Origin of the sequence: Methylophaga sp. UBA2513 (assembly GCF_002341285.1) — a bacterium.
GTDB classification, from domain to species: domain Bacteria; phylum Pseudomonadota; class Gammaproteobacteria; order Nitrosococcales; family Methylophagaceae; genus Methylophaga; species Methylophaga marina.
The window spans coordinates 16,476-42,921 of sequence record NZ_DDNT01000010.1 but is presented as its reverse complement, the minus strand read 5'-3'; the positions used below and the strand labels follow the sequence as shown (position 1 = coordinate 42,921).

General features: G+C 43.9%; 20 protein-coding genes and 2 riboswitches. Of the genes, 16 read left to right on the top strand and 4 right to left on the bottom strand.

Annotation, left to right across the window (positions count from 1 at the left end; all coding sequences use genetic code 11):
* The first annotated feature begins 92 nt into the window (after positions 1-92).
* Positions 93-3,845, top strand: a complete 3,753-nt coding sequence (locus tag B3V56_RS06040) for an EAL domain-containing protein (RefSeq protein WP_289281813.1) — start codon at positions 93-95, stop codon at positions 3,843-3,845.
* Positions 3,845-4,369 (top strand): hypothetical protein, encoded by a 525-nt coding sequence (locus B3V56_RS06035; RefSeq protein ID WP_289281814.1) that lies wholly within the window; start codon positions 3,845-3,847, stop codon positions 4,367-4,369. The genes B3V56_RS06040 and B3V56_RS06035 overlap by 1 nt, the downstream gene beginning before the upstream one ends.
* A 30-nt stretch (positions 4,370-4,399) precedes the next feature.
* Here the strand turns inward: B3V56_RS06035 and B3V56_RS06030 are convergent, their stop codons facing one another.
* Together B3V56_RS06030 and B3V56_RS06025 are read right to left on the bottom strand one after the other, a co-directional pair.
* Positions 4,400-4,582 carry a hypothetical protein gene (locus B3V56_RS06030; RefSeq protein WP_289245040.1) on the bottom strand — a complete coding sequence of 61 codons (183 nt, stop codon included), beginning with the start codon at positions 4,580-4,582 and terminating at the stop codon, positions 4,400-4,402.
* 202 nt (positions 4,583-4,784) lie between these two features.
* On the bottom strand, positions 4,785-5,273 hold the full coding sequence (locus B3V56_RS06025; protein ID WP_289284062.1) for a hypothetical protein: 489 nt from the start codon (positions 5,271-5,273) through the stop codon (positions 4,785-4,787).
* A gap of 34 nt (positions 5,274-5,307) precedes the next feature.
* Positions 5,308-5,386, bottom strand: a riboswitch (cyclic di-GMP riboswitch).
* Positions 5,387-5,615: 229 nt separating this feature from the next.
* Here B3V56_RS06025 and B3V56_RS06020 point away from each other — a divergent pair.
* Positions 5,616-7,736: a molybdopterin-containing oxidoreductase family protein gene (locus B3V56_RS06020; protein WP_289281471.1), complete on the top strand. Its 2,121-nt coding sequence runs from the start codon at positions 5,616-5,618 to the stop codon at positions 7,734-7,736.
* A gap of 55 nt (positions 7,737-7,791) precedes the next feature.
* Here the strand turns inward: B3V56_RS06020 and B3V56_RS06015 are convergent, their stop codons facing one another.
* Positions 7,792-9,735 carry a cytochrome c/FTR1 family iron permease gene (locus B3V56_RS06015; RefSeq protein WP_289284061.1) on the bottom strand — a complete coding sequence of 648 codons (1,944 nt, stop codon included), beginning with the start codon at positions 9,733-9,735 and terminating at the stop codon, positions 7,792-7,794.
* Positions 9,736-9,950: 215 nt separating this feature from the next.
* On the opposite strand from B3V56_RS06015, the gene B3V56_RS06010 reads away from it, so the two are divergent.
* The 7 genes from B3V56_RS06010 to B3V56_RS05980 all read left to right on the top strand — a co-directional run bounded on the left by B3V56_RS06010 (position 9,951) and on the right by B3V56_RS05980 (position 18,841).
* The gene (locus B3V56_RS06010; protein ID WP_289281454.1) at positions 9,951-10,586 is read left to right on the top strand and encodes a 2OG-Fe(II) oxygenase; all 636 of its coding nucleotides are present in this window, start codon (positions 9,951-9,953) and stop codon (positions 10,584-10,586) included.
* 144 nt (positions 10,587-10,730) lie between these two features.
* Entirely contained in the window at positions 10,731-12,884 is a 2,154-nt protein-coding gene (locus tag B3V56_RS06005; protein WP_289281455.1) for an HAD family hydrolase, read from the top strand.
* Positions 12,881-13,735, top strand: a complete 855-nt coding sequence (locus B3V56_RS06000) for an HAD-IIB family hydrolase (protein WP_289284060.1) — start codon at positions 12,881-12,883, stop codon at positions 13,733-13,735. The genes B3V56_RS06005 and B3V56_RS06000 overlap by 4 nt, the downstream gene beginning before the upstream one ends.
* Positions 13,732-14,595: a carbohydrate kinase family protein gene (locus B3V56_RS05995; protein WP_289281458.1), complete on the top strand. Its 864-nt coding sequence runs from the start codon at positions 13,732-13,734 to the stop codon at positions 14,593-14,595. The genes B3V56_RS06000 and B3V56_RS05995 overlap by 4 nt, the downstream gene beginning before the upstream one ends.
* Before the next feature lie 33 nt (positions 14,596-14,628).
* Complete coding sequence (locus B3V56_RS05990) at positions 14,629-16,584, top strand: alpha-amylase family glycosyl hydrolase (RefSeq protein WP_289281459.1); 1,956 nt, start codon at positions 14,629-14,631, stop codon at positions 16,582-16,584.
* 85 nt (positions 16,585-16,669) lie between these two features.
* Entirely contained in the window at positions 16,670-17,995 is a 1,326-nt protein-coding gene (locus tag B3V56_RS05985) for a DASH family cryptochrome (protein WP_289281460.1), read from the top strand.
* Between the two features lie 81 nt (positions 17,996-18,076).
* Positions 18,077-18,841, top strand: coding sequence for a TIGR01458 family HAD-type hydrolase (locus tag B3V56_RS05980; RefSeq protein ID WP_289284059.1), 765 nt, complete (start codon positions 18,077-18,079; stop codon positions 18,839-18,841).
* Here the strand turns inward: B3V56_RS05980 and rimO are convergent.
* On the bottom strand, positions 18,838-20,148 hold the full coding sequence (rimO, locus tag B3V56_RS05975) for a 30S ribosomal protein S12 methylthiotransferase RimO (protein ID WP_289281462.1): 1,311 nt from the start codon (positions 20,146-20,148) through the stop codon (positions 18,838-18,840). The genes B3V56_RS05980 and rimO overlap by 4 nt on opposite strands.
* A 218-nt stretch (positions 20,149-20,366) precedes the next feature.
* Between rimO and B3V56_RS05970 the strand changes: the two genes are divergently transcribed.
* From B3V56_RS05970 to B3V56_RS05945, 6 genes are all read left to right on the top strand, one after another.
* Entirely contained in the window at positions 20,367-21,950 is a 1,584-nt protein-coding gene (locus B3V56_RS05970; protein ID WP_289284058.1) for a methyl-accepting chemotaxis protein, read from the top strand.
* A gap of 208 nt (positions 21,951-22,158) precedes the next feature.
* A riboswitch (guanidine-I (ykkC/yxkD leader) is annotated at positions 22,159-22,257 on the top strand.
* Positions 22,258-22,314: 57 nt separating this feature from the next.
* Positions 22,315-23,382, top strand: a complete 1,068-nt coding sequence (locus B3V56_RS05965) for a putative urea ABC transporter substrate-binding protein (protein ID WP_289281465.1) — start codon at positions 22,315-22,317, stop codon at positions 23,380-23,382.
* Positions 23,383-23,405: 23 nt separating this feature from the next.
* A complete protein-coding gene (locus B3V56_RS05960; RefSeq protein ID WP_286304944.1) occupies positions 23,406-24,230 on the top strand; it encodes an ABC transporter permease in 825 nt (274 codons plus the stop codon).
* Positions 24,227-25,006 carry an ABC transporter ATP-binding protein gene (locus B3V56_RS05955; protein ID WP_289284057.1) on the top strand — a complete coding sequence of 260 codons (780 nt, stop codon included), beginning with the start codon at positions 24,227-24,229 and terminating at the stop codon, positions 25,004-25,006. Before B3V56_RS05960 ends, B3V56_RS05955 begins: the two co-directional genes overlap by 4 nt.
* Positions 25,003-25,740 (top strand): urea amidolyase associated protein UAAP1, encoded by a 738-nt coding sequence (locus B3V56_RS05950; protein WP_289282181.1) that lies wholly within the window; start codon positions 25,003-25,005, stop codon positions 25,738-25,740. The genes B3V56_RS05955 and B3V56_RS05950 overlap by 4 nt, the downstream gene beginning before the upstream one ends.
* Positions 25,741-25,758: 18 nt before the next feature.
* Entirely contained in the window at positions 25,759-26,397 is a 639-nt protein-coding gene (locus B3V56_RS05945; protein ID WP_289284056.1) for an urea amidolyase associated protein UAAP2, read from the top strand.
* Positions 26,398-26,446 lie beyond the last annotated feature (49 nt).

The window sequence follows — 26,446 nt, the reverse complement described above, 5'->3', positions numbered from 1 at the left end:
CTAAACATCTTTTATAAGGTTGTGTAGACTGACTTTATAAAAATTAACACCCCAGAGTGAACGCAAAAGGGGATTCAAAAAGATAATGCTCGATGCAGATTAGAGAAAAACTCAGTTTAATCGTGATTGTCAGTATTCTGCTGACATCCATACCCGCTGCTATATGGGTCAGCGCCTATTCCAAAGAAAAGCTTCTTAATCGTGAAATAAACAATCTATTAGCCGTTACACAAAGTCAGGTTGATATTACCACTCAGAAATTGAGTTATGCCGAGCCCAAGTTGAAAGGCTTAGCTCGTTTATTACAGCAAGAACTGAGCAAACCTGTCACGGATGAGGAAATCGACACCTTTTCTGAAACGATGCAGCTCAACGATGATGGTATTTGGCGAAATAAAGAAGACCAATATGACGGTCAGGTTCATGCTGGTATTTTCTTACCCGACTCAGCAGCCTTAACAGATGAGCAAAAAGTAAAACATCTTCGTATCAAGCGAGTCATGGAAGTATTCGGCTCATCGGCTAATCGTTCATTCGAAAATGTCTGGTACTTATCTCCTGATTTACGCAGTGAGGTTATTTTTGATTTTCACTATCCTCAATTCGTGTTTGATCAAGATGCTGCCAATGATTACACACAAACCCCTTGGGTAGGGTTGACGTCACCGTCTCAAAATCCAGAAAAGCAGTACATATTTACACCGCCGTTATTTGATCCGGTTAATCAAAAATGGATGGTCAGTGCTTTATATCCGCTCTATGTCAATGGTCAATGGATTGGATCACTGGGTGAGGATATGCAGCTGAGTAATGTGCTTGGTTTTACCTTTAACTCACAGCAATTTTATCCAGACACACAGCATTTTCTTGTTGATGAGCAAGGACATTTTATCCTCGCCGGTCAGTGGCAGAAACAGCTCGAGTCAGCTGATGAAGCTCAGGTAACTGCTTTTCTTGATACTGAAAGCGAGCTTAAAGAGCTGCTAACACAGATTACTGACCATACACCAAAACTTGCTGCCAGAGATATTAGTGTTGATGGTAAAAACTACATTGCTATCTCCATGTTAGTGAAGCCGATTGACTGGCATTACTTTAAGCTCATCCCTGTCGATGATTTGGTAGAACCTGTTAATCAGTTGTTAGCGATTTTGATGGCTGTGTTGTTTGCCGTGACGATTATCTCCGGTTGGTTAATTACCATGGCTGTGAATAAGAATGTGATTTCACGTATTACACGTCTGACTCGTGAAATGACGCGCTTCGAGTCGGGTCAGAAGGTGGCCTTGGCTGCTGAACTGAAAGGTAACGATGAAATCACCCTTGCTGCAAGTGCGTTTGATTCGATGGCTGAGCGTATCGATTCCTATCTCAGCCGACTTGCTGAGAGTAAAAAGTCATTAGCTGAAAGTGAAAGTCGCTGGAAACTGGCACTGGAATCGACCGGTGATGGTGTATGGGATATCGATCTCGAAGCTGGCAAGGCAACGTATTCTGAGCGTTGGAAGAAAATGTTGGGCTATATGGATGATAGTTTCCCAGACACACTAACCGAGACATCAGAATACATTCACCCAGAGGATAGAGAGCAAGCCAGACTGCGTTTCAGAGGGTATATTTCAGGCGAATATGCCAATTATCAAGATGAGTTTCGTTTACTTTGTGGTGATGGTTCGTGGAAATGGATTATGGCGCGGGGCATGATTATCAAGCGTGATAAAAATTTAAAACCACAACGCATGATAGGCACCAGTACCGATATTTCTTACTTCAAGAAAATTCAGGATGAGCTGCGTAGCAATACAGCCAAACTCAGAGAACTGCTTGAATATAGCCCAATTGCGGTTCGTATTGTCACCAATAACCGTAAGAAAATTGTTTTTGCTAATAAACGTTATGCAGAACTGGTTAATCAAAGTAGAGATAAGTTACACCATCTCAATCCATTTGCATTTTATGTTGATCCCTCTGTAGTAAAAAGCTACTTAAACCAAATCATTGAAGGTAAGACAATCTATAACCAGCTGACTGAGCTGAAAATAACAGGCCAGGAAATAAAGTGGACATTGGCTTCATACTTACCCATTCAATATGGTGGCGAAGACTGCAATATTGGTTGGTTTTACGATATTACTGATCGCTTGAAAAACGAAGAAGCGCTTCGATTACATGCCAGCGTGTTCAACGATGCCTGGGAAGGAATTCTTATTACGGACAAAGAAAACCGGATTATCAGTGTCAATAAGGCCTTTACAGAAATTACGGGGTATACAAAGGACGAGTTAATCGGAAAGGATCCAAAAATCCTGGCTTCAGGGAGGCAGAGCTCAGAATTTTACAAGGAAATGTGGGATTGCATCGAAACAGAAGGGCGCTGGCGTGGAGAAATATGGAATCGTAAAAAGAATGGGGAATTTTTCGCTGAAATCCTGACGGTTAGTGCGATCAAAAATTCTCAAGGTGAAATTATCAGTTACCTTGGGTTATTTGTCGATATTACCGAAATTAAAAAAACAGAACATTTATTAGTGAATATGGCGCATTACGATGCGTTGACCCAGCTAGCAAATCGTACATTACTCTCAGATCGGTTGGAGCAGGCTCTTTCCGTTGCTAAACGCAACGAGAAAATTTTGGCGGTGTGTTTCCTCGATTTAGATGGCTTCAAACCGGTTAATGATGAGTTTGGTCATGAAACGGGCGATAAGCTTTTAGTTGCTGTGGCAGAAAGGCTAAGGCAAGTGACGCGCTCTGGTGATACTGCTGCCAGGATGGGCGGTGATGAATTTGTCGTACTCATCAGCAATATCAATAGTATTGATGAGCTTGACCCCATCTTGACCAGGTTGAGCCAGAAAATAGCAGAACCCATCAAACTTAATCGCCGAAAACATCATGTGACGGCCAGTATTGGTGTCGCGATTTACCCTATTGATAATGTCGATGGCGACACACTGATCCGCCATGCCGATTTGGCTATGTATGAAGCCAAACAAGCTGGTCGAGATGGCTATCATATATTTGATGCCAAGCTCGATCAGCAAATGCACGAATACCACACACAATTGGAGCGCTTACACTTGGCTTTAATTGGCGAAGAATTCCGTCTGTATTATCAGCCCAAAGTCGATCTCCGTCATGGGCGCGTGATCGGGGTAGAAGCACTGATCCGTTGGCAACACCCTGAAAAAGGTTTATTAGGTGCCATGGAGTTTTTGCCTATCGTCGAAGGGCATGAGTTCAGCGTTGAAATGGGGGATTGGGTATTAAAAACGGCGTTGAAACAGCTGAATGCGTGGCAAGAGCAAGGGCTCAATATTCAGGTCAGTATTAATGTGTCTGCCAAGCAAATTCAACACACTGATTTTCTGAAGAAGCTGGAAGCATCACTGAATCAATATGAAAGCATATCCCCCGAATCGATTGAGCTGGAGATATTGGAAACATCGGCATTGGAAACCGTGCAGACATCTCAGGTTGTGGCCGCTGCGAGTAATTATCTCGGCGTGCCGTTTGCATTAGATGACTTTGGAACTGGCTACTCTTCATTGACTTATCTGAGAAAGTTACCGGTGAAGACATTAAAAATCGATCAGAGCTTTGTAAGAGATATGCTGAGAAATGATGAAGATATGGCTATCGTTAAAGGCATTATTGAACTCGCACAGGTTTTTAAACGTGACATCATTGCTGAAGGTGTGGAATCAACGGAGCATTTTCAGTACCTGCTTGATATGGGATGTGACATGGCCCAAGGCTACGCTATCGCTAAACCTATGCCTGCAGAAGAGGTGTGCGACTGGATAAAAAATTATGAAAAAGCTCAACAGGGTAAAAGTGAATAATGGCAAATATTCTTCTCGATAAAACACATAAACAACTGATTCAATCAGCCATTGGTTTGGGCAATTGGTTATTAAATTTTGATGTGTTATCTGCAGATGATAAAAAAGCAGTGATAGCTATACAGGATGTTCTGAAAAAATTACCGAAAATCAATGATGGCACGCTAGCGATGTTGGGTGTGAGTATTGAAACGGGTGATGAAGAACAAGGATTGGTTCGAGGATGGGATGTCAGCGTGGAGTACTTTGCTGATGATCCTGAACAACAGGGTGGACTAGAACTATTCAGCTCTTATCTGCCGATACCTGAGACAACAGATAAAGACATTTTGGCCTTAAAGAAACAACATGAGGTGTATTTTCATTGGCCAATAGGGGATGTGTGTAACCTGGTGAAACAGGAACAGGCAGAGCAGTGGATGAAAGAGGTAAGCCAACCCGAAGCCTTGCTTATGACGGGAAGTCGATTAAGAGCAGAACTGGTTTACAAAGATTTTTATTCTGAGATTGAGTTGCCATTCTGAGATAACAGGCAAAAAAAAAGCCTGAGAAAATCAGGCTTTTACATTTAGGTTATTACCTTGAGTGGCAGTAGGTGCGGGTAGTGCCGAATCGATAAGTTTGAGTGCATTGGCACCATCGAGTTTGGCTTTGTTGTTACTCATTTGAGCACTCTTCACCATAAGATAGTCATCAATACTGATCTTTGGGCTGCCTTGTGTTGCTGAAATACTCATTTCTTACCTCCTACTTTTTGTGCCATCTTACATGACCTTCGTCATTTCCAACGATAAATAGTTCACATAATTATGTATCGGCACGAGCTTGTAAAACTATAGCTTTCATTATGTTGCCGTGATACTGCATGAGTTAATCAACATCATTTACCATAAAAAAAGGGAGCCGAAGCTCCCTAATTGAACGACTGTATGAGATACCTTAGGCAGTGGCTAAACTTTTTTTGCGTAGGCTTAAGAAACCTAATAATGCTGGTGCAAATAAAAATAAAGCGGCTGGCAGTGGGACGGCTGAAACAGACACGTCATACTGAACAGCACCTGAAGTGGCATCAACAATACTTAATACGTAATCAACACCTGTTACTAAAACAGCAGTAAAACTGAAGTCTTCAGTGATGGCATATGAGACAGTGCTACCGACAGCACCAAACACTAATGTTGCTGCTGTGATAGCAGGGTTGAAAGACCACCCTATGACAACAGGTGTATCTACATCAGTAGAAAGAGTGAATGCTGAATTCCAATCACCCGCATTTGAAACAGTACCACCAGCAAGCACAACAGCGTTGTCTGATAAATAAACGTTTTGACTAGCACCGTCTGCATCGACTGCACTAAGTGACAACGTTGCAGCATTCACACTGATTGAGAAAAATAAAGCTACGACAAATAGCATCGCTTTTTTCATAAAAATTCCCTTATGTTTAGATTGAAAAAACAAGCAATGCAACCCAGCCATCTTCACTTGGAAGACCTGTGGCTTTCCGACCCCGCCTCACGACGAGTTTGGCTTTGATTAACAACTGATGAAAAAAATCCAACACAGTAAGGCCCCGCTAAATGGTGAATTGTTCATCCAGCTATAGTGTAGATAAGCACTGTTACAGGAAAATGTCAGAATCGAAAACAGATGAATATACAAATGATGACCTAACTTGATGATACGGCGGGCATATTTCCCGTTCTCAACTGGTGTATAGTCAGATGAATAATAAAAAAATAAAAACACATCAGAGAAGGAGAGAGCAAAATGGCAAGCGTATTAAAAACGACGCATCATGGTGGCTGTCCACATGATTGTCCTGATACCTGTTCCATGGTGTATGAGGTTGAAAATGGTCAACTGACCTCAGTTAAAGGCAATAAAGAACATCCAATGACGCGAGGTGGGTTGTGCGTCAAACTCAAAGATTATGAAAAGCGTCACTATCATCCGGATCGTCTGCTTCACCCCATGCGCCGAACCGGGCCCAAGGGAAGTGGGCAGTTTGAACGCATTAGTTGGGATGAAGCACTTGATGAGATCACCAGCCGCTGGAAAGCGATTATCGACGAGTATGGTCCTCATGCCATTTTGCCTTATAGCTATCTGGGTAATCAGGGGCTGGTGCATGGCTTAAATGGCGGCGATGCTTTTTTTAACAAAATGGGCGCAACCGTTTGTGAGCGGACTTTTTGCGGCGAAGGTTCTTGTACAGCCTGGTTGCTGACAGTGGGGCCAACAGCTGGGGTCGACCCTGAGAGTTTTATCCATTCTAAATACATCATCCTCTGGGGATGTAATTCGGTGAGTACCAATGTCCACCATTGGCACATTGTCAAAGATGCCCAGAAGCAGGGCGCCAAAGTCGTCGTTATCGATCCCTATAAATCCAAAACAGCGAAAGAAGCGGATTGGCACATTGCGCCTAAACCCGGCACTGATGGTGCTTTAGCCATGGCTATGATACATGTGATTATTGAAGAAGGACTTCAGGATCAAGACTATATCGACAACTACACAGTGGGGTTTGAGGCCTTATCTGAAAGAGCCAAAACCAGAACACCAGAATGGGCTGCCTCGATAACGGGTGTGGCTGCGGAAGATATTCGTCAGTTGGCGCGCGAGTTTGCCTCTACCCAACCAGCAGCTATTCGCTTGGGTGTGGCTGTAGAACGTAACTATGGTGGTGGTCAAGCAATTCGTGCCATCACCTGTTTACCTGCATTAACCGGCGCGTGGCGTCATGTTGGTGGTGGTGCATTACAGTTTCCTGTCTGGGAGCATCCTTATAAGTTTGATGTTATTTCGCGTCCGGATCTGATTCCGGAAGGCACGCCGGTCGTAAATGCGATACAACTGGGGCGCGCACTAACAGGAGAATTGGGGCTCGATACACCGATTAAATCGATGATGTGCTGGAATGCCAATCCCGTCACGCAAGCGGCCGAAACTGACAAAATTGTTGAAGGTTTGATGCGTGAAGATCTATTTCTGGTGTCGGCTGAACATTTCCTTTCTGATACCGCATCTTATGCTGATATCGTGCTACCTGCCTCTATGGGCGCAGAGATGGAAGATATGGTGCTGTCATGGGGCCACTTATATCTAACCTATAATGAAAAGTGTGTGGACTCGCCGGGTGAAGCGATACCAAATAATGAGATTTTCAGACGATTGGCAGCCAGAATGGGTTATCAAGAAGCCAACTTTAGCTGGTCGGATAGTGAGTGTCTTGAGAACTATGTTGATTGGGACTCACCGGCATGTGAAGGCATTGATTTGGCTTATTTACGCCAACATGGCTTTGCTAAATTAAAAGTAGGTACCAAAGATGATCGTGCCCCACATCGCCATGGGAATTTCCCCACACCGAGTGGAAAGTGTGAACTGGAAGTGAAAGGGGCTACCAACTTTGTGGCTGGTCCGTTCCGGCAGATGTACGAAGGCTTCCAGCCAGGTGAGTCATTAGATAGCTTGCCAGATTATGTGCCATCAAGAGAGACGCACGAGAGCAATCCGGCATTGGCTGAAAAGTACCCATTGAACATCATTTCGCCCAAAAGCCACGGCTTTCTGAATTCTTGTTACGCCAATATGGACAACAAAATAAAAGGCCAAGGTGAACAGTTTGTCATGATAAGTCCAGTGGATGCCGACCTGCGAAATATTCAAAGTGGTGATGTGGTATCCGTATTTAATGACCGGGGTAAATTTGAAGCACTTGCTCAAATTACAGATGATGTCAGTCCCGGAATCGTCGTGGCGACACTGGGATATTGGCGACAATTGAACAAAGGCACGGTGAACTGTGTCAGTTCAGCTGAGTTTGTGGATATGGGCCATGCCCCAACATTTACTGACAATTTGGTTGAAGTCAGATTGAGTTAATCTAGACAGCGTGCAAAAAAAAGCCCGCGAAAGCGGGCTTTTTTTATGTTGATGTTTAAGCGGTTTCTTTGTTACCGAAAGGTCTGATGCCCATCAGAATAAGCAAAGACAACATCACGATTACCAGCTGGGCTGACAATCCCTCCCATGTTGAATAAATACCAAGCCAGGACAAGGCAAAATCAACGGGTAATGAAGAAATGCTGATCAAATCAGCTTCCTGCAGGGCGGCCACCGCTTTACCTATCAATACAAATGATAAAGCCAGCATCAGATAGGTACTGAAAGTGAAGAATGTTCTGATAGGTAAGCGTAATGAGTATTTAACAAACAGCCAGAATAACAGGCCTAAAATCACTACAGCCGTAACAAAACCTGTGGCGATAGACATGGATTGTGATGAAGCTGATTGGGTAAGTAGTGCTTGATAAAAGAGGACTGTTTCAAACACTTCACGATACACCGCAATGAACGACAGGCCTGCTAATCCCCACAGCGTACCTGTACTCAAGTGTCGATGAATGTGTTGATTAATATAAGCCTGCCAAGCCACCGCGTTTGTTTTACTATGCATCCAGAAACCGACATAGAATAGAATCACAGCGGCCATCAAGGCGCCCACACCTTCCATGATTTCACGGCTTGCACCACTGATGCTAATCAGATTTTGGGCTGCCCACCACGTGGCGACACCCGCAATCAGGGCAAAAACCCAGCCAGCATGCACATATTTCACCGCGTCACGACGCTCCGTTTTGACTAGAACAGTGACCAGTGCCAACACAACCAGCATAGCTTCCAGGCCTTCACGTAATAAAATCACCAAGCTGGCGGTAAACAATGTCGAGTCCGATAAGGTGTCGGCAGACAACAAATCTTGTGCCTGACTAAGCTGATGATTGGTTTGTTCAAGCAGTGCGGTAATGTCGTCTTGTTTTTCAGACTGAGCCGTTAATTGTCTGAATGCCATCATTGATTTTTCGATGTCTTTACGCAGTTGTGGGTCGTAGGCATCCAAGGCATTTTCTGCCAGTTCAAAGCCATCAAGGTAGGCACTGACAGCTAGCGCTTGTGCCGCTTTATAGTCACCTGATAGATAACTTGTATGTGCCGCTTTCAGTTGTTGTTTGGCCATGGCAAGTGGATCATTTGATGCAAATAACGGCTCAGGATGTGAGCGAAGCTGAGCTACTGTGTCATCGTCAAGCGTGGGGTATTTATTGAGTAATGTCTGGGGGCTATTACTGACAAAATCCTGAATAGTCATGGCTGTGGGTACTGTTGCCATGCCAGTGTGATCCTGAAAGGCCAAGCTACCTGCATAAAAGGCCAGTGACCAACGCTGTTTCTCATCAAGGTGAGACAGCGCCACCATAGCCGTGCCCTCAATACCATTGGTGATGACATCATACAAACCGATAACTGAACGGTTCATGGCACGATCTTTATCGGTGAAGTTTGTCGGTGTGGGGTCCAAAGAGGCCGCTAATGTGCCATCTCCCTGACCCATTGCACCATGACAGGCACTGCAGTTTTGCTGATAAAGCTGTTTTACTTGTTGAATGGGCAGTAATTCGCTGGGCAAAGAGACGTCCGGTGAGAGCTTAATCAAGATATTCCGAAGATCCACTGTGATGGCATGAATGACATCAGGGTTTTGTTTATTAGTAACGGCTTGTTGTAATTTAAGTGCCGCTTCAAGCGCGTGTTGGCCGTTCTCGAGTTGTCGGGTTTTTTCCACTGCAAGCTCAGAAAACTCTGTCATCTCGCTGTACTCAGCTTCGTTGATCACCTCACCATTGGCCACAGCAGCACTGTAATCTGCTCCGATATACTCAGCTATCTGCATGAGTTGTCGCGTATCACTCTGTGCATCGTTTGCATGTGCGGCATGAATAAATGACAACATCATCAAACTGATAATGAGACCTGTGGTTATACGACGGTCAAATCTAAACACGTTTTTATTGGCTCCAGCGAGGATGGTTGTATCAATCATTTATCTTGAGTGCAGTTCTAAATGAGAATCGTACGCAGTATAAACCTTAGTGCTGATTAGCGAGTAAATGATTTTTTTAGATACAGGTCTCTCGGAGAAGTTCTTGACCCAGCTAACTTTTAGATGATTAACCGCTGAAGGCTGTATTTTTAGGAGTTTATGTTATTGGGTGAGAGTGATAATCTTGCAGTTTGTGACGATTTGATGACAAAACAATGACGAATGTAATTCAACTGGAATCTCTTGATAAAGCCCCCGTACAAACGGTTCCATTTCCCTATTTCAAGGTAGAACAATCTATTTATCCTGAACAGGTGCAAGCAATCATCAAAAGCTTTCCTGATATCTCAGATGGCGGTAGCTACAATATCGATGATGTTGATTTACAAGAACCTTTTAAATCGTTAATTACCTCCATTGATACCCCGGAATTTCGGCGAATCATTTGTGACAAGTTTGATGTACAGGTTATGGATTTGCCGATGATGATTACCCTCAGAGGGTATTCCAGACAAAAAGATGGACGCATCCATACCGATTCTAAAACCAAAGTGGCCACCATCCTTATCTACCTTAACGAAGCTTGGCAAGCCGATACAGGTAAACTGAGAATCTTACGAAATGGTCACGATATGAATGACTATGTGGATGAAGTCACGCCTGGTCCAGGTAGTCTTGTGGCTTTTAAAGTGACCGATAACTGCTGGCATGGCTATCCGGCCTTTGAGGGCAAGCGTCAGTCCATACAGATTAACTTCCTGACTAGTGCAGCCGCAGGCAATAAACATCGCTTCTTTCATCGTTTAAGTGCCAAGCTTAAACGACTCATTTCAGGTCGAAAATCCATTTAAGTTTGATTGGTTTTGTCTCAGTCGAATACACAGAGAATCTGCAATTAACCCAAGCTAATCTTTATTGACACAGTGTGATGCTATAGTATCAATGGTAAGACGATATCTGCGTTTACATACACAACAAAGGGAGAAGCAGGTTTTATGGCTGACGGGGTTGAGCAGATTTATATCGCACTAATTAGTGTGCATGGGCTCATACGGGCTGATAATCTCGAACTGGGCAGAGATGCTGATACAGGAGGGCAAACGCTCTATGTTCTGGAACTCGCTCAAGCACTCTCTGAACTTCCCAATGTCTGTCAGGTAGATCTGGTTACACGTCGCGTTATAGACAGCCATGTTGATGCTGAATATGCCGAACCCATTGAGAAGGTAAATGATAAATTCAGGATCGTACGAATAGATGCCGGGCCTGAAGAATACATCTATAAAGAACATTTATGGGAGCATCTGGACGGGTTTGCAGACAACCTGGCTGATTTTTTCAGAAAACAAGACCATGTCCCTGATCTGATTCATAGCCATTATGCTGACGCGGGCCTGGTGGGATCTCATGTGGCTAATCTGCTAGGCATTCCGCTTGTCCATACAGGCCATTCTTTAGGACGGGTCAAACGAAGAAGGTTATTGGCCAGTGGTTTAACCACTGAACAAATAGAGTCTCTTTACAATATGACTCGGCGTATAGAAGCAGAGGAAATTACTTTAGCCACCGCCGAACGTGTCATTACCAGTACTCACCAGGAAATCGAAGAACAATACGAAATTTATGATCACTATCAACCTGATCAAATGCGTGTTATTCCTCCTGGTACTAACATCAAACAGTTCAAGCCGCCAGAAGGAAATGAACTTGAAAGTGAGTTGTTTCAAAAGCTGACGCACCAACTCACAGACCCACATAAACCGATTATTCTGGCCTTATCCCGCCCTGATAAACGCAAAAATATCACCGTGCTGATTGAAGCGTATGGTGAGTCAGAAAGGCTGCAACAACTAGCAAATTTGGTGATCATTGCTGGTAATCGTGATGATATTGATGATCTGGAAGCAGGGGCTCAAGAAGTGTTTCATGAGCTTTTTGTAGCCATTGATCGATACGATTTATATGGCAAAGTGGTCATGCCCAAGCACCACAAGCGTGAGCAAGTCCCTCTGATGTATCGTATTGCTGCGGCATCAGGTGGGGTGTTTGTAAACCCGGCGCTGACAGAGCCTTTTGGTCTGACTCTGATCGAGGCCGCAGCCTCGGGCGTACCAATTGTGGCGACGGAAGATGGTGGGCCAAGAGATATTATTGGTAACTGTCATAATGGGATTTTAATTGATCCACTCGAATCATCGACTATCACAGACGCATTATTGAAATTATTAACAGACAATGATGTGTGGGATGACTATTCAAGCAAAGGTCTGGAAGGGGTAGCGAAGTGTTATTCATGGCAAGCACACGCTAAACGTTATATCGATTTGGTGACACCACTTGCTCAACGTGCTGAGTTACTTCAACGTAAGCCGCTTGAGCGAACCAGTCATGTGTATGCTGAACAGGCTATTTTCACCGATTTGGATTTGAACCTTATCGGCGACGATGTGTCGTTACATAAATTGATTAATCTGATTCGGGAAAACCGCAAAACCACAAAATTTGCCATTGCGACTGGCCGGCGTTTGGACGTTGCCCTTAGAATGATGAAAAAACATCAGATTCCTGAACCTGATATTTTAATCACCAGTTCTGGCACTGAGATCTACTATGCACCTAAGCTAACGCCAGATACGTCTTGGGCTCAACATATTGATTATCACTGGACGCCCCATAAAGTACGACTGTTGCTCGATGGCTATCCTGGATTAGAAAAGCAGCCAAAGTCAGAACAGAGTCGATTTAAACTGAGTTATTACATCGATCCTGAACAGGTAGATGTTGAAGATATAAAACGACTGTTACATCAGGAGGAACAATCGGTTCATGTTCAGCTGGCTTTTGGACAATATTTAGACATATTACCGATTAGAGCATCAAAGGGGATGGCTCTGCGCTATGTTGCCGACCATTGGCAAATACCACTTGAACATATTTTTGTCGCCGGCGGTTCCGGTGCCGATGAAGATATGATGCGGGGCAACACGCTCGCTGCGGTAGTGGCAAACAGACATAATGAGGAGTTATCACAATTGATTGATACTGACCGTATTTATTTCGCAGACAAACCATTTGCTGCAGGCATTTTGGAATCACTCGAACATTACCAGTTCTTTGATCATGTCAAAACGAAGAAAGCATCATCATGAGCCAAGCTAAAGTTTTACTCTGCACGGATATGGATAGAACCATCATTCCTAATGGCTTTCAGCCAGAGCCAGCTGATGCACGTAAACAGTTTTCGGACTTTTGTGAACGTGATGAGGTCAAGCTAGCATATGTCACAGGTCGTCATGTATCACTGGTGAAACGGGCGATTAAAAACTATGCCTTACCCGTTCCTGATTTTGCGATTACCGATGTTGGCACCAAGATATACCAAATAGGTAAAGGCAGTTGGCAACAAATGGCGGATTGGGAAGCTGAGATTGATAAAGATTGGAATGGCAAAACCCATGCTCAGCTGAAACACATTTTACGACCCATTAAAGAATTGCGTTTACAGGAAAGCAGCAAGCAAAACACCCATAAACTGAGTTACTACCTGCCACTGTATTTAGATAAAGATACAATTATTGCCCGTATTGAAGCCTTTTTGAAAGATGCTAATGTCGCTGCCAGTATTCTCTGGAGCGTCGATGAACCTAAAAATATCGGCCTGTTGGATGTCTTACCTGAGCATGCAACTAAGCTCCATGCCATTGAGTTTTTACAACGCAAACTAGACTATCAATTGGATGAAGTGATTTTTGCTGGTGATAGTGGTAATGACCTGCCTGTTCTAACCAGTCAAATCCCCTCGGTTCTGGTCGATAATGCCAGCGCGGAAATAAAGCAGGCTGCAGTAGAGTTATCCAAACATAATGGTCATGCCGAAGCCTTATTCCTGGCGAAAAGTCATCGAGATAATGAAGGTAATTATGCTGCAGGGGTATTACAGGGCGTGGCGCACTTTGCACCGCATTTTGTTATGCAAACCAATAAAGAGGCATCATCATGACATCATCATCAAATCTAACGCTTTTTGGTGAAGCCTTATTTGATTGTTTTCCTACCGGAGAAAATGTTCTTGGTGGTGCTCCCTTTAATGTGGCCTGGCATCTGCACGCCTTAGGTGATTCTCCTGTTTTTATCAGCCGGGTAGGTAATGACGACTTAGGCAAAACCATCTTATCGGAGATGGATAGCTGGGGCATGAATACGCAAGCTATACAAATTGACGACCAGCACCAGACAGGGCGCGTTGATATCACCATAAAAGATGATGAGCCAAGCTACACATTTGCTGAAGATAGTGCCTGGGACTTTATTGAGTTAGGTGAGTCAGCCAGTCAGGTTTTATCCGGATTTTTTTACCATGGCACATTAGTCGCTCGACATGAGACCTCGTATAAAACATTGGAAAAACTGACGGAAAACCCATCACTGGATATTTTTGTTGATGTGAATTTACGGTCTCCCTGGTGGCAGAAAGAGGTGGTCTATCATTGGTTGGAGCAGGCTCGCTGGGTAAAACTCAATGAGAGTGAGCTATATGAACTCGGTTTTCAATCTGCTGATTTGTATCAGGACATGACACGAATGCATATGCACTTTCACCTTGATCAGTTGATTGTGACACGTGGAGAAAAAGGCGCTATCGTGAGAGATACAGATGGTGAGTTTCATGAAGTCGCACCTACTCAACATGAACAGGTTATCGATACCGTCGGTGCTGGCGATGCATTTACTGCCATGTATATTCACGGTCTTTTAGCGGACTGGTCAATTGAAACGACATTAGAAAAAGCACAAGCTTTCGCTTGTCGGGTGGTGACGCAACGCGGTGCCATCAGTAAAAATCCAGATTTTTACAAATAACGCTTATTCAGAATAATTCAAACAAGGTTAAGCATGTACGAACAGCAAGCCCATACATTGTTAAACGATATCCTCAATGAAATTGAAGCGGGCATTTCAAAGCAGGATTTACGCTATTTCTACACACGGTTGGGCGCAAATTTTTATGCTATACACTCCTTATTTGAGCGCTTATACGGTCATCGAGATGACTTCAAGGAGCAGTCTCAGAAACTGGTTGAAACAATGGCGTGGCAGTATATTCGCCGACCAGAAGATCTTCGTCAGAAAGATATTGAGCGTGAAGCCGATCATAACTGGTTTCTCAGTCAGAACTGGGTAGGTATGGCGTTATACAGTCAGGGCTTTGCTGGCAACCTGCAAGGCATGAAAGACCATCTGAATTACTTTCAGGACCTTGGCGTCAATTTAGTACACATCATGCCAATCATGCAGTGCCCAAAAGGCAGCAGTGATGGTGGTTATGCCGTGAGCGACTTTCGGAAAATAGATGAGCGTGCCGGAAGTCTGCAAGACTTGAATCAACTCGCACGCAGCATGCATGACAGAGATATCTTACTGACCATGGATGTGGTGCTGAATCATACTTCCGATGAGCATGAGTGGGCGCAAAAAGCACGTGAGGGTGATCCTAAGTTTCAGGATTATTACTACACGTTTGAAAATCGTAATGTCCCAGATATGTTCGAGCAGAGCATGCCTGAAGTATTTCCAGAGACGTCACCCGGTAATTTTACCTGGGATGAGGATATGCAGCGTTGGGTCATGACGGTGTTTAATAGTTATCAGTGGGATCTTAACTATTCTAATCCTACTGTCTTTATCGAAATGCTTGATGTGATCCTGTTTTGGGCCAATCAGGGCGCCGATATTCTGCGTTTGGATGCGGTTGCTTTTTTATGGAAGAAAATTGGCAGTACCTGCCAAAACGAACGTGAAGCTCACTTGATTTTGCAATTGCTGAAAGATTGCTGCCAAGTGGTAGCGCCTGGCGTTTTATATATTGCTGAAGCGATTGTCGCACCGGTTGAAGTCACCAAGTACTTTGGTGAAGATGCGGTAATTGCTAAAGAGTGTGAAATAGCCTACAACGCCACTTATATGGCTTTGATGTGGGATGCCGTAGCCACAAAAAATACCAAGTTACTCAATCAAGGCATCAAGAGCTTGCCTGTGAAATTAGAGCGAGCAACCTGGCTGAATTATATCCGCTGCCATGATGATATAGGTTTGGGCTTTGATGATCGTGATATTGAACTGGTTGGATACCAACCAGCACAACATCGGAAGTTTCTGATTGATTATTACATGGGGCGTTTTGACCATTCTCACGCTAGAGGTTTGCCGTTTGGTGAAAATGAAAAAACAGGTGATGCTCGTATTTCTGGTTCTTTAGCCTCTCTGGTCGGCTTGGAATACGCCTTGGAAATTGGCGATCCTGAGGCAATCGAAGATTCAATCAAAATCATCTTACTCTTGCACAGTTTGATTATGTCCTTTGGTGGGATTCCTCTTCTATATTACGGTGATGAAGTGGGTACCACTAACGATGTTTCTTACCTTGAGGATCCATACAAGAAAGGGGATTCACGCTGGGTACATCGGCCTGTTATTGACTGGAATAAAGCAGATTTACGTAATCAGCCTGGCCATCCTCAATATGAAATATTTACCGCCTTAAAACGGATGATCTCAGTACGTAAAGAAATTGATGTGTTCGCCGATTTCAATAATCGTGAACTCATTGATGTAGGTAATGAGCATCTATTTGTCTTCGAGCGTTATTGCATTCAGCAGCAACATCAACGTGTTCTGGTGGTTGCCAACTTCAACGATAAGCCTCAGCATTTAAATTTAAGCGAATTGGGTAGCTGGGGAAATCCGCAAAATGGCCAACTTTATGACTTATTCAGTGGTCAGCGTCCAGATTTATTCAAAAATGCCTTAGTCATACCGGCCTTTAGTTTTTATTGGTTGCAAGAAAGCTGATTGTCCATTTTTGTTCTACTAACTTCACATAATATCGACATTCAACCCTCTAGTTTCGGAATGGAAACTGTTTCTAGGAGTAGACATGTATAAAACAGGTTTGTATTGGTTTAATCATGATCTTCGTGTTCATGACAACACGGCACTTCTTGAAGCCAGTTTGAACTGTGAACAACTGATCTGTTTATTTTGTTTTGACTCAGCCTGGTTCAAACAAACGGGGCTTAATGCCAAGCCCATGGGCTTAATACGCCGACAATTTATCGAACAATGTTTGCATGACTTAGCCAAAGAGCTCAAAAACAGGGGGCAACGGTTGATTGTGATGACAACCGATCCAGTCTCAGCCATCTCTGTTTTGATAAAAAATCATGAGATTGATGTCGTCTATCGTAGTCATCATGTTGGGGTATTTGAAACAAGACAGTGGCATCACCTTCGAGCTGATTTCCCACGCATCGCGTTTCATTCTATCTGGACTCATACCTTATTTCGTCCTGAACAGTTGCCTTTTGGCTTGAACCATTTGCCGACGACATTTACAGAATTCAAACAAGCTTGTGAAACCATAGCTATTGATAAACCGGTAGCGATGCCCCAACAATTAGCACCCCCTGTTGATACCGTGACAGGGTTGAAACGAACAGCAGAGAATGTGCTGGATTCACATAAAGGTTTCAATGGTGGAGAAAAAGCAGCGCTTCAGCATTTAGACGACTACTTTTCCTCTGAGTTACCTCAACACTATAAAACGGTTCGAAATGAATTAGATGGTTGGGATAATTCCACGAAAATGTCTGCCTGGCTGGCCAGTGGTGCATTATCACCTCGCAAGCTGATAGACAGATTACAGCGTTATGAAAAAGACAATGTCGCCAATGAATCTACCTATTGGATTTATTATGAGCTGTTATGGCGTGAATATTTCCAGTGGTACGCACAGCGTTATCAGCACAAACTGTTTAGACCGGAAGGCATAAATAAACAACGCGTATCGTGTTGTTTTTATCCTGAGCGTTATCAGAAATGGTGTCATGGTAATACCCCTTATCCCATCGTCAATGCCTGCATGAAACAACTCAATCAAACAGGGTATATGTCTAATCGCGGTCGTCAGATTGTCGCCAGCTGTTTGGTCAATGAACTACAACTGGACTGGCGGTTTGGTGCGGCCTATTTTGAGCAGCAGTTAGTTGATTATGATGTCGCCTCTAACTGGGGCAATTGGCAATATATCGCTGGAGTAGGCGCTGATCCGCGTGGGGGACGTCATTTTAATCTGAAAAAACAAACGGCGACCTACGATCCTGAGCATCACTTTATTCGCCAATGGCATGGCGAGGCCAATCAGTACCCACTCGATTCAGTTGATGCTGCAGACTGGCCCATCATGCCAAATAAAGATGAATAAGTGATCGTGTCTGAGTATTGAGATCCGCTAAAAAGCATTGCATACTCAAATCATTGCTCTCATACAGTGGAGGCCATTGTTATGACTAAAGCAATTTTGTTTGATATTAGTGGGGTATTACATACTGACAATCAGCCTATCAGTGGCGCGGTTGATCTCATTAAGCGACTGAGGCGTCAGGGCATTCCGATGCGTTTTGTGACCAATACCTCACGTGCTACCTGCCAGTCAGTCTTGAACGAACTCAAACAGATGGGATTTGATATCAAGTCTGATGAAGTCTTTACAGCGCCCCTAGCTATTAAGCGCCTGTGCCAGACGAAGGGGTATCGACCATTTTGTCTTATTCATCCCGACTTAACACCAGAGTTCAGTGACTTAGAACAGTCTCAACCTAATGCGGTGATTGTCACTGATGCAGCGTATTTATTTAGTTATGACAATCTAAACAAAGCCTTTTCATTAATTATGAATGGCGCACCGTTACTGGGGATTGGACGCAACCGATTTTTTAAAAGTGAAGGTCAATTGCAACTGGATGCAGGGCCATTCATTCAAGCTCTGGAATACGCCAGCCATGTGGAAGCTCAGATTATTGGCAAACCGGCATCCAGGTTTTTTCATGAGGCTCTTACATCATTAGGTATGGCTGCCAGTGATGTTCTGATGATAGGTGATGATGTGGCCTCAGATGTGATTGGTGCTGTTGATGCCGGGCTTCAAGCGTGTCTGGTGCGTACAGGTAAGTATCTACCGGAAGATGAAGCTGAGGCGAATGCTGCCAATGCCATGATTGCTGACTCGGTAGTGGAGGCAGTCAATCAGGCATTTGATTTGGAATTTTAGATGAGTTTCGCCCAAAGATCATATTCATCGGCTTCTTCAAATTCGACGTCGACGATATCTCCAACCTTAAGATGCGTGGCGCCATCAATGAATACCTGACCATCAATTTCAGGCGCATCTGCTTCACTACGGCCCACCGCGCCTTCTTCAACGACTTCATCAATGATGACGCGGCTTTTGCGGCCCACTTTCAATTGTAATCTCGCTGCACTGATTTCTGCTTGGTGCGCCATAAAGCGGTCAATACGTTCTTGCTTAACCGCTTCAGGAATTTGATCTGGTAAGTCATTGGCTGTGGCACCCTCTACCGGGGAGTAGGCAAAAGCGCCCACCCGATCAAGTTGTGCCTCAGTAAGAAAATCGAGTAACTCTTGGAATTCTTCTTCGGTTTCGCCAGGAAAACCAACGATAAATGTGCTGCGTAATGTGATATCTGGACAAACTGCTCGCCAGGCACGAATCCGTTCCAGATTATTTTGTGAAGAAGCTGGTCGTTTCATCAGTTTAAGAATACGTGGGCTGGCATGCTGAAATGGGATATCCAGATAAGGCAGAATTTTTCCTTCCGTCATTAATGGCACAACGTCATCCACATGAGGATAGGGGTAGACATAATGCATTCTTACCCAAATTCCCAGCTCACCCAGGGCTTCGGCAAGGTCATAAAAACGAGTTGCTCGCTCACGACCGTTCCAGTCGTGTGCTTCATATTTCACGTCCACACCATAGGCACTGGTATCTTGAGATATAACGAGAAGCTCTTTAACGCCCGCATCAGCGAGTCGTTTTGCTTCAGTCATTACATGATGAATTGGACGACTGACCAGATCCCCACGCATAGAAGGGATAATGCAGAAGGTACAACGGTGATTACAGCCTTCAGATATTTTTAGATAAGCGTAATGGCGGGGTGTGAGTTTGATGCCTTCTGGTGGAACCAGGCTAAGGAAAGGATCATGTTGTGGAGGCAAGTGTTTATGGACGGCACTGACGACTTCTTCGAGCGCGTGAGCCCCGGTAATTTCTAGAACTTGAGGGTGTTGTTCGCGAATGGTGTTATCACAGCTGCCAAGACAACCTGTTACAATGACTTTGCCATTTTTAGCGATGGCTTCACCAATACTACCGAGAGATTCTTCAACAGCCGAATCTATAAAACCACATGTATTTACCACCACTAAGTCAGCATCATCATAACTTGGGGTAATGTTATAACCCTCTGAACGTAACTTGGTAATGATACGTTCACTATCAACGAGGGCTTTTGGACAACCAAGACTAACAAAACCAACTTGAGGTGCTTTCATATGACTTACCAATTATCATAAAGCCTATATTTTTATTAAAACTTGTTGATATGGCTTGTGTCCTATTAAATATTTTTACGGTCTAAAAACAACAATACCTTGCGAACTAAAAAGCTTATGCATTAATTTGTTGTTAACATTTAAGTTAGAACCGTGAGCTGCCGATACCAGTAAATGCAATACGTATTTACCATTCACTTTCATCAGGGTGAAGTACAATGAAAAAAAATCTGCCGGTAACGGATAAAGAAATTACCTTCGACAACCCATTGATTTCTACAACCGATCTCAAAGGCATCATAACCAGCTTTAATAGCGAATTTAAATATGTCAGTGGGTTTGAGACAGATGAATTAATGCATGTGAATCATAACGTCATCCGTCATCCTGATATGCCTCCAGCCGCGTTTGCTGATCTCTGGTCTACTGTAAAATCGGGTAAACACTGGATGGGCATGGTTAAAAACCGCACAAAGACGGGCGATTATTACTGGGTGGATGCTTATGTCACGCCGATTTTTGATGGCGATAAAGTGATAGGTTATGAGTCTGTTCGTAGTAAGCCCAAAAAACAGGAAGTGAAGCGGGCAGAACAGCTTTATAAACAAATCAACGAAGGTAAAAAACCTAAACTCGGTAATATCTTCACCCGACTTTCTTTAAAAAGTAAAACGACCTTATCAGTAGTGCTGAGTGCCTTTGTCGCCAGTGTATTGAATCAAGTCAGTGTCATTCAGCAATTGCCCTATTACCTGCCAGTGCTCATCGCTGTGTTGGGTGGACTGGCGACGTATCTTCTGCTCAAGAACTGGATTTTTGCATCACTCGATAGAGCGATTAAAGAAGCCAATAATGAGGTCAACAACCCACTGATGGGCATGGTCTACACTGGTGCGGATGATGAGGTGGCTCAACTTGTTCTTGTCAATAAACTACTTCATGCCAGATTGAATACTATATTAGTCAGAATGAAAGATTCGGCTGGGAATATTGATAAGTCGGCTGGCGATACCTATCAGTCTCAACAATCCATTATGGAATCAATTAATTCTCAGGCCTCACAAACTGAGCAGGTGGCGACCGCCATGACAGAAATGTCTTCCACGATTCAAGAGGTGGCACGCAATGCTAGCTTGGCTTCTCAGTCTGCGAATCATGTTGATGAGTTAACGCAACAAAGTATGGCTAAATCTGAAACAGCAGTAAAAGGCTTAACCAGCCTAGATAAAGCCTTTGATACTATCAGTGACTATATTAAAACACTGGAATCTGACTCCAGTGCGATTAATCCTATTGTAGATGTGATTAGTAACATTGCTGAACAAACGAATCTGCTGGCGTTAAACGCCGCGATTGAGGCCGCCAGAGCCGGTGATCATGGTAGAGGCTTTGCTGTTGTTGCTGATGAGGTACGTTCATTGGCGACCCGAACCCAGGAATCGACCCAAGAAATTTCGAACCTGATTTCTAAACTGGATGGCTCTGTCGTCAAAGTGGTGAAGGGTATGGAAACGACTAAAGATACTGCCTCCTCAAGCCGTCAGGATATTCAGGGTTCTATTGACTCTGTGAGCTCTATTAAAGAAAGTGTGGAGAAACTTAATGAACTCAACACCTTGATTGCGACTGCGGTTGAAGAGCAGAGCGCGGTGAGTGAAGACATTAATCAGAATGTGGTCAGAATCAGTTCAGATGCTGAAATGGTGGTGAATAATGCCAACAAGGTGAATGTGCATGCTGAAAATCTGGCTCAGGAGTCACAAAATCTACTGAATATGATTACCCGGTTTTCATCTCGCTAAAAAGTTCAGGTGAGTCTTGATTGCACCATTACGGTGAGCATGAAATCATGGGTGTGCCATTATGGTGCAACTTGAGAGGTCGAGATAGACTTAGCATAAATAGCTAAGTTGATGATCACACATTAATTATTCTGATAGTCATAGAACTGGCATGGTATCTGCGTTATTAGCGCTAAGTGCTGAGGTGGTTTACCAACTACTGTCGACTAAATAAGGTTTCTAGGGTTCCGATCAACGATGATGTCTGGACCGAGAGTAACCGACCTTCACAGTGAAGGTTACACGGAGGGATAAAAGCCCGGGAGATTGTTTTTTGTAAAACATCTCTTGCACCGTGTTTCTAACTTAACTGTGAGGTAACTTCATGAAGTTCTCCAATCTTCGTATTATCAGCTTCTTGCTGCTTTCTTTTTCTCTCCTGGTCGTTCCCTTTTCAGCAAATGCTGAACAAAAAGATAAATTCAGTATTGCCTGGACAATTTATGCCGGATGGATGCCGTGGGACTATGCGGCAAATACCGGTATCGTCAAAAAATGGGCCGATAAATACGGCATTGAAATTGATGTGGTGCAAATCAATGACTACGTAGAATCCATCAACCAATATACGGCTGGTCAGTTTGATGGCTGTACTATGACGAATATGGATGCCCTGACTATTCCAGCTGCGGGCGGTGTCGATTCGACAGCGTTAATCCTGGGTGACTTTTCTAACGGTAATGATGGCATTGTTCTTAAAGGCAATGATAAAAGCTTAAAAGACATTGAAGGTCAAAATGTTAATCTCGTTGAACTCTCTGTTTCACATTATTTATTAGCACGTGCACTGGATACCATTGGTCTGAGCGAGCGTGACGTCAGAGTCGTGAATACATCAGATGCTGACTTAGTCGGTGTGTTTAACGCGGATGATGTGACGTCAACCGTTACCTGGAACCCGCTATTATCTGAAGTGGCATCTATGCCAAACACCAGTAAAGTGTTTGATTCCTCGCAAATTCCGGGTGAAATCATTGATATGTTGCTTGTCAATACAGAAACGCTGAAAGATAACCCCGCTTTCGGTAAAGCATTAACCGGCGCTTGGTATGAAATCATGGCGCGTATGGCGGCTGAAGATACTGATGCTTTGAGTTTTATGGCAAAAGCATCGGGTACTGATCTGGAAGGATATAAATCACAGCTGGCGGCGACCAATATGTTTTATGAAGCAAAAGAGGCAGTCGCTTTTGCTGAAAGCAAGCAATTACCTGAAACCATGAAATATGTCAGTGAGTTTTCATTTGAACATGGGCTTTTAGGTGAAGGTGCGATGGATGCTGGTTTTATTGGTATCGCTTACCCAGATGGCAACGTGGTTGGTAATTCGACTAATGTAAAACTGCGTTTTGATTCATCTTTCATGTCTATGGCTGCTGACGGTTCTCTGTAACCGTCATCAGTCCGAGAATCATTATGAAACGACTTATCAATCAGCAGCCCAGTAAAGCCGGTAAATGGTTATTAGGTGCTTTACCTTTTATCCTGATTTTACTGGTTTATCTGGTCGCATCGAATGAACGCCTGGCGGTGAATCCAAACGATAAACTGATGCCTTCATTTGAAGCATTCGGTCATGCAATTCACACCATGGCGTTTGAGCCGAGTAAGCGTACCGGTGATTATCTTCTGTGGGCTGATACGCTGGCCAGTTTGCAACGGCTTGGGATCGGTGTGGGTATCAGTGCACTTATCAGTCTGGTCGTTGGCATTTTAATTGGCATTATCCCTTTACTTCGTGCCAGTTTTGCACCGGTTGTTACCGTCATATCACTGGTACCGCCATTAGCCATTCTACCTATCCTGTTTATTATCTTTGGTTTAGGTGAAGTCGCTAAAATTACTTTAATCGTACTGGGTATCACGCCTTTTCTGATTCGTGATGTGCAGCTACGTGTTATGGCCCTGCCTGAAGAACTCATCATCAAGGCACAAACCCTAGGCGCCTCAACCTGGCAATTGATTGTGCGGGTAGTGCTGCCTCAGGTCTTACCAAAGTTGATTGATGCTGTGCGTTTGAGCCTGGGTGCGGCTTGGCTGTTTCTCATTGCCGCAGAAGCCATCTCGGCAACAGAAGGGCTTGGTTATCGTATTTTCTTAGTCAGACGTTATCTGGCGATGGATGTGATTTTGCCCTATGTATTGTGGATTACCTTATTGGCCTTTCTGACTGATTATCTATTACGTCGTTTGTCCTTATATGCCTTCCCCTGGCAGCAAACAGAGGGAGGGGCTAAATGAAGAATATTGAACTGAAAAAGTTATGGAAAGAGTACGGCGATAATGTGGTGCTCGAAAATATCAACCTGACAGTGAAAGCAGGGGAGTTTATAACGCTGGTGGGCGCTTCAGGCTGTGGTAAAACCACCTTTCTGAAAATGCTGCTGGGCACAGAGAACCCCTCTCGAGGAGAATTATTACTGGATGGTGATCCCATTCGTGATGAGCCCGATGCTAACCGTGGCATCGTCTTCCAGCGTTACTCTGTTTTTCCACACTTGAACGTAATTGAAAATGTCATGTTGGGTGTGGAATTTGGTCAATCAAAATTATTGGGTAGATGTTTTGGCAGCAAGCGTCGACAGGTCCGTGCCCAAGCTCAGGAAATGTTAGAACTTGTCGGGCTTGGTCATGTCGCCAATCAATATCCCACTTCTTTATCTGGCGGTATGCAGCAACGCTTAGCGATTGCCCAGGCCTTAATCAAACAACCGAAAGTGTTATTGCTGGATGAACCATTTGGGGCGCTTGACCCTGGTATTCGTTCAGACATGCATGCCTTGATTTTAGATATCTGGCAAAAAACCGGTATCACCATTTTCATGATTACCCATGATTTAACCGAAGGGTTTTATTTGGGCACTCGCTTATTGGTGTTCGATAAACACCGTCAAGACCCAGATAACCCAAATCGATATGGGGCATCCATTACTTTTGATATTCCCGTCGGTGACACAAGGAAATCCACTTTGGATGACATCTCAAACACAATGAAACAAAAGCAGGAAACAGTATGAGCGAGAAACAAAACGATGTGATTTATGAGGATACATTGCCTGGTGGCACGCATTGGTCAATGTTAGTCAGAAAGGGCACAACACTGCGTCTGATTGATAAAGAGGGCGGTGCGAATGTCGGTATGCTCTTCTACAACCCGATGAATAAGCTGGAGCGTTACAACGCGCCAGACACCTTGAAATGTCAACATACATTCAAGCTGACGAAAGGCCATTGTTTGTACTCAGATATGGGACATGTATTTTGCTCTATCATCGATGACAGCGTTGGTTGGCACGATACTGTAGGCGGAAACCTTTCCACTGAGAAAATGAAAAACCGTTGGGCTGATAGAAGTTATCAGGAAGCGGGAAATGACTGGACCTTAAGTGGCGAACATGCATTTTTGGTGGAGTTAGCCAAATACGGCATGAACCGTCGTGATATGGCGGCCAATCTGAATTTGTTCAGTCAGGTCAAAACCGATGCTGATGGCAATATGCAGTTTGTTAAAAACAATAGTAAAGCCGGTGACTTCATCGATTTACGTTTTGAGATGGATACGCTGGTTATCTTCCATACCTGCCCACACCCGATGAATACCGCTGAAGCCTACCCCAAACATCCCGTTATCTATCAGTTAAGAGAATCTGCACCGGTGACTGAAGATGACGAATGCGTGAATCACTGTGCAGAGAATCAGCGTGGTTTTGAGAATAACCGTATCTACCATCAATGCGGTCATCATCATTAATTAGGGAAGGATATTGTTGTGATTAAAGAAAGTAATTTAAACCCTGAACTAGCCAGCTATCGTGAAGAAGTGTTAGCAGGCGATTATTGGATGCATGAGCTCAAAGCCGGCGAAACGCTGCGAATTGTTGATTCACATGGTAATCAGGCCGCTGATACCCTGTTTTACAGTGCGGCTGATCCCAGTGAAAGATACAGTGCAATTGATACGTTACGTGAACAAGGTAATGTTTATCTCACTGCAGAAACAACCCTGTTGTCAAATCTTGGCAATCCTATGTTAGAAATTACAGCAGACACCTGTGGCCGACATGACACGCTGGGCGGTGCCTGTGCCACAGAATCTAACACCGTACGTTATTCACTGGAGAAAAAGACCATGCATGCCTGCCGTGATAGCTGGATGCTGGCGGTCGCTGAAAATGAACATTTTGGTGTCAGCAAACGTGATATCACTCATAACATTAATTTCTTCATGAATGTTCCTGTAACAGAAGACGGTCAACTGACCTTTGCTGATGGTATTTCAGAAGCCGGTAAATATGTAGAAATGACAGCGAAGATGGATGTGATTGTGCTGATATCTAACTGTCCACAGTTGAACAACCCTTGTAACGCTTATAACCCAACCCCTGTAGAAGTGGTTATCTGGAGCTAATACGGATTATGTTTCGGGACGACCTGAAACAACGCTTTAATTGCTGGGA

What these genes read in the sequence shown, in the direction of transcription:
- B3V56_RS06040 (WP_289281813.1), top strand. Translation starts at nt 93, where the DNA reads ATGCAGATTAGAGAAAAACTCAGTTTAATCGTGATTGTCAGTATTCTG.
- B3V56_RS06035 (WP_289281814.1), top strand. Translation starts at nt 3,845, where the DNA reads ATGGCAAATATTCTTCTCGATAAAACACATAAACAACTGATTCAATCA.
- B3V56_RS06030 (WP_289245040.1), bottom strand. Translation starts at nt 4,582, where the DNA reads ATGAGTATTTCAGCAACACAAGGCAGCCCAAAGATCAGTATTGATGAC.
- B3V56_RS06025 (WP_289284062.1), bottom strand. Translation starts at nt 5,273, where the DNA reads ATGAAAAAAGCGATGCTATTTGTCGTAGCTTTATTTTTCTCAATCAGT.
- B3V56_RS06020 (WP_289281471.1), top strand. Translation starts at nt 5,616, where the DNA reads ATGGCAAGCGTATTAAAAACGACGCATCATGGTGGCTGTCCACATGAT.
- B3V56_RS06015 (WP_289284061.1), bottom strand. Translation starts at nt 9,735, where the DNA reads ATGATTGATACAACCATCCTCGCTGGAGCCAATAAAAACGTGTTTAGA.
- B3V56_RS06010 (WP_289281454.1), top strand. Translation starts at nt 9,951, where the DNA reads ATGACGAATGTAATTCAACTGGAATCTCTTGATAAAGCCCCCGTACAA.
- B3V56_RS06005 (WP_289281455.1), top strand. Translation starts at nt 10,731, where the DNA reads ATGGCTGACGGGGTTGAGCAGATTTATATCGCACTAATTAGTGTGCAT.
- B3V56_RS06000 (WP_289284060.1), top strand. Translation starts at nt 12,881, where the DNA reads ATGAGCCAAGCTAAAGTTTTACTCTGCACGGATATGGATAGAACCATC.
- B3V56_RS05995 (WP_289281458.1), top strand. Translation starts at nt 13,732, where the DNA reads ATGACATCATCATCAAATCTAACGCTTTTTGGTGAAGCCTTATTTGAT.
- B3V56_RS05990 (WP_289281459.1), top strand. Translation starts at nt 14,629, where the DNA reads ATGTACGAACAGCAAGCCCATACATTGTTAAACGATATCCTCAATGAA.
- B3V56_RS05985 (WP_289281460.1), top strand. Translation starts at nt 16,670, where the DNA reads ATGTATAAAACAGGTTTGTATTGGTTTAATCATGATCTTCGTGTTCAT.
- B3V56_RS05980 (WP_289284059.1), top strand. Translation starts at nt 18,077, where the DNA reads ATGACTAAAGCAATTTTGTTTGATATTAGTGGGGTATTACATACTGAC.
- rimO (WP_289281462.1), bottom strand. Translation starts at nt 20,148, where the DNA reads ATGAAAGCACCTCAAGTTGGTTTTGTTAGTCTTGGTTGTCCAAAAGCC.
- B3V56_RS05970 (WP_289284058.1), top strand. Translation starts at nt 20,367, where the DNA reads ATGAAAAAAAATCTGCCGGTAACGGATAAAGAAATTACCTTCGACAAC.
- B3V56_RS05965 (WP_289281465.1), top strand. Translation starts at nt 22,315, where the DNA reads ATGAAGTTCTCCAATCTTCGTATTATCAGCTTCTTGCTGCTTTCTTTT.
- B3V56_RS05960 (WP_286304944.1), top strand. Translation starts at nt 23,406, where the DNA reads ATGAAACGACTTATCAATCAGCAGCCCAGTAAAGCCGGTAAATGGTTA.
- B3V56_RS05955 (WP_289284057.1), top strand. Translation starts at nt 24,227, where the DNA reads ATGAAGAATATTGAACTGAAAAAGTTATGGAAAGAGTACGGCGATAAT.
- B3V56_RS05950 (WP_289282181.1), top strand. Translation starts at nt 25,003, where the DNA reads ATGAGCGAGAAACAAAACGATGTGATTTATGAGGATACATTGCCTGGT.